This window comes from Acidovorax sp. KPB24-03 (assembly GCF_057546605.1).
In genome coordinates, this window is the sequence record NZ_BAAJYR010000424.1 from 1 (window position 1) to 2,976 (window position 2,976).

Consider the following 2,976-nt stretch of genomic DNA (forward strand, 5'->3'; position numbering starts at 1 on the left):
GCCGGCGCATCGAATACGAGCGGGCCAAACTGCTGGCCTCGTTCAACCTGGCGCTGCGCAAGCGCCCGGTCAGCACGGTGCAGATCGACAGCGCCATCGAACGCATCGAGGAAACGCTGCTCAACCTGGGGCAGCGCGAAGTGCCTTCCAGCCAGATCGGCGAGTGGGTGATGCGCGAGCTCAAGAAGCTGGACAAAGTGGCCTACATCCGCTTTGCCAGCGTGTACCGCAGCTTCGAGGACATCGACGACTTCCGCGCGCTCGTGGACGAAGTGCGCAAGTAGGAATCGATGACCTGGGGTCTTTCGGCCCCTCACTGCATGACTACCATGCGGCTAAAGCTATCGATTTCATAGCAAACGAAAAAACGGCGCGCTGTCTGACAAGGCAGGCGGACACGTGGCCGCCTCTGCGTTCTAAACTGGGCCGCTTCGTCCGCCGGAGCGGTCTGCGTGCCCGGCGTCCTCGCTACGACCCGCGTCCGCCGCCCTCGCTCCATGGAATCCCAGCCGCCGATTTCCAACCATCCCACTTCGCCCGCATCCGCTTCCCAAACCCCCAGCGGGCCTGCCCACCGCCACACCTGGCAATTCTTTCGCGCCGGTGGCGTGGACCAGGTCACCATCCGCACCGGCGCCGACATCGCCCACCTGGCCGAGTTGGACCAGAAACTCTGGGTGGCCCTGGCCTGCCCCACGCGCGGCATCGAGTTCGACCCACGCACGCTGGACCTGATCGACACCGACAAGGACGGGCGCATCCGCCCGCCAGAACTGCTGGCGGCCTGCGCCTGGGCCTGTGCCCGGCTGGGCGACCCCGACCTGCTGGCCCGGCCGGCCGATGCACTGGATCTGGAGGCCATCGACGCCACCACGGACGAGGGTGCCGCGCTGGTGGCGCAGGCGCGGCGCATCCTCGCGCTGGCCGACCAGCCCGAGGCCACCACCATCACGCTGGCCCAGGTGCTGGAACGCAGCGAACAGCTGAGCGCCATGCGCTTCAACGGCGATGGCGCGATCACGCCGGACACGGCGCAGGACGACACCCCGGCGCGGGAGGCCATCGAGCAGATCATCGCCACGCACGGCAGCGTGCCCATCGAGCAAAAACCCGTGAAAGGCGTCGCCCAGGAGGCCCTGAAAGGGGTGGACCGCGCGCATGCCGAGGCCTTCTTTGCCGAGGTGGCGAAATGGCACGGCTGGTCGGCCCAGGCCAATGACCGCACCGCCGGACTGGCGCTCGGCGATCGCACGCTCGCCGCCACGCAGGCGATGAACGCGGTGCGGCACAAGATCGACGATTTCTTCGCGCGGTCCCGGCTCGCCGCCTACGATCCGCGCGCGGCGGCGGCACTCAACCCCACACAGGAGGAATACGCCGCGATGGCGGGGGTCGATCTGGATGCATCGTCCCCCGCGGTGGCCGCCCTGCCCCTGGCGCCCATCACGCCCCATGGCGCCCTGCCCCTGGCGCGCGGCACCAATCCCCCCTGGGCACAGGCCCTGCAGACCTTCCGGGAGCAAGCGGTGGAGCCGCTGCTCGGCCGCCCCGCCGAGGCGCTGACCGAACGAGAGTGGGAGCAGGTGCAGAAGGCCCTGGCCCCCTGCCAGCAATGGCTGGCCGACAAGCCGGCCACCCGGCTGGATGCGCTCAAGGACGATGCCATCCGCCAGTTGCATGAGAGCGGCGTTCGCGAGCGCGTGATGGCCCTGATCGAGCAGGACGAGGCCGAGAAGGCGCACAACACGCAGATGCTGGACCTCGAGAAGCTGCTGCGCTTTCGGCGCGACCTGCTCTTGCTGCTGAACAACTTCGTCTCGTTCTCGGCGTTCTACCAGCGCGAAGGCGCGATCTTCCAGGCCGGCACGCTGTACCTGGACGCACGCAGCTGCGACCTGACCGTGCAGGTGGCGGATGCGGGCAAGCACGCCAAGCTCGCCGGGCTGGCCAAGACCTACCTGGCCTACTGCGACTGCACGCGCAAGGGACAGAAGATGACCATCGTGGCGGCGTTCACGGCGGGCGACGTGGACTTTCTGTTCGTGGGGCGCAACGGCGTCTTCTACGACCGGCAGGGCCAGGACTGGGACGCCACCATCACCAAGCTGATCGAGAACCCGACCAGCATCGCGCAGGCGTTCTTCTCGCCCTACAAGAAATTCCTGCGAATGATCGAAGAGCAGGTGGCCAAGCGGGCCTCGGCCAGCGATGCGCGGGTGGAAAAGTCCCTGGGCGCCACGGCCGGGCAATTGGCCAACACGCCGCTCAAGGCTGGCGGCACCACGCCCGCCGCCTCCACCGTGGTGGAACCCGGGCGCCGCACCGACGTGGGCACGGTGGCGGCGATCGGCGTGGCGTTGGGCAGCATCAGCGCCGTGCTGGTGGGCATCTTCGGCAAGTTCGTGGACCTGGGGGTGTGGATTCCGCTGGCGCTCGTCGGCATCGTGCTGGCCATTTCCGGGCCGAGCATGCTGATCGCGTGGCTCAAGCTGCGCCAGCGCAGCCTGGGGCCGATCCTGGACGCGAGCGGCTGGGCCATCAATGGCCGCATGCGCATCAACACGCGGCTGGGGGGCTCGCTGTCGCAGACGGCGCACGTGCCCGCCAACGCACGCCGGTTGCTGGACGATCCGTTCGCCGAATCGCGCCGGCCGGTGTGGCTGGCGGCGGGGGGATTGCTGGTCGTCGCCGTGCTGGCGGTGGCTGCCTGGCGCTGGTACCGGCTGGAGCATGCGCCGGCACCGGTCCCTGTCGCCGCCCCCGTTGCCACCACGGGCAGTGCACCGGCCACGGCAACCCCCGGTGCACCGGCGGCGTCGGTCCCTGTGGCGCCCCCCGTGCCTGCCTCGGCCGCGCGCTGAGGCGCGGGCGGCCGAGGGCCCCGGGCTCAGAGAAACGATGCCTGGATCGGCGGCACCGGCGGCTCGACGTCGCCGCACTGCCCGCGGTGGCGCAGGGCATGGTCCTCACGACCAG

2 protein-coding genes are annotated in these 2,976 nt (G+C 69.4%); both read left to right on the top strand.

Translation table 11 applies throughout. The features are described from left to right. The coding region (locus AC27KI_RS21970; RefSeq protein WP_487115829.1) for an ATP cone domain-containing protein at positions 1–284 on the top strand (284 nt) is incomplete at its 5' end. Positions 285–497: 213 nt separating this feature from the next. Continuing rightward, on the top strand, positions 498–2,861 hold the full coding sequence (locus AC27KI_RS21975; protein WP_487115831.1) for a hypothetical protein: 2,364 nt from the start codon (positions 498–500) through the stop codon (positions 2,859–2,861). Positions 2,862–2,976 lie beyond the last annotated feature (115 nt).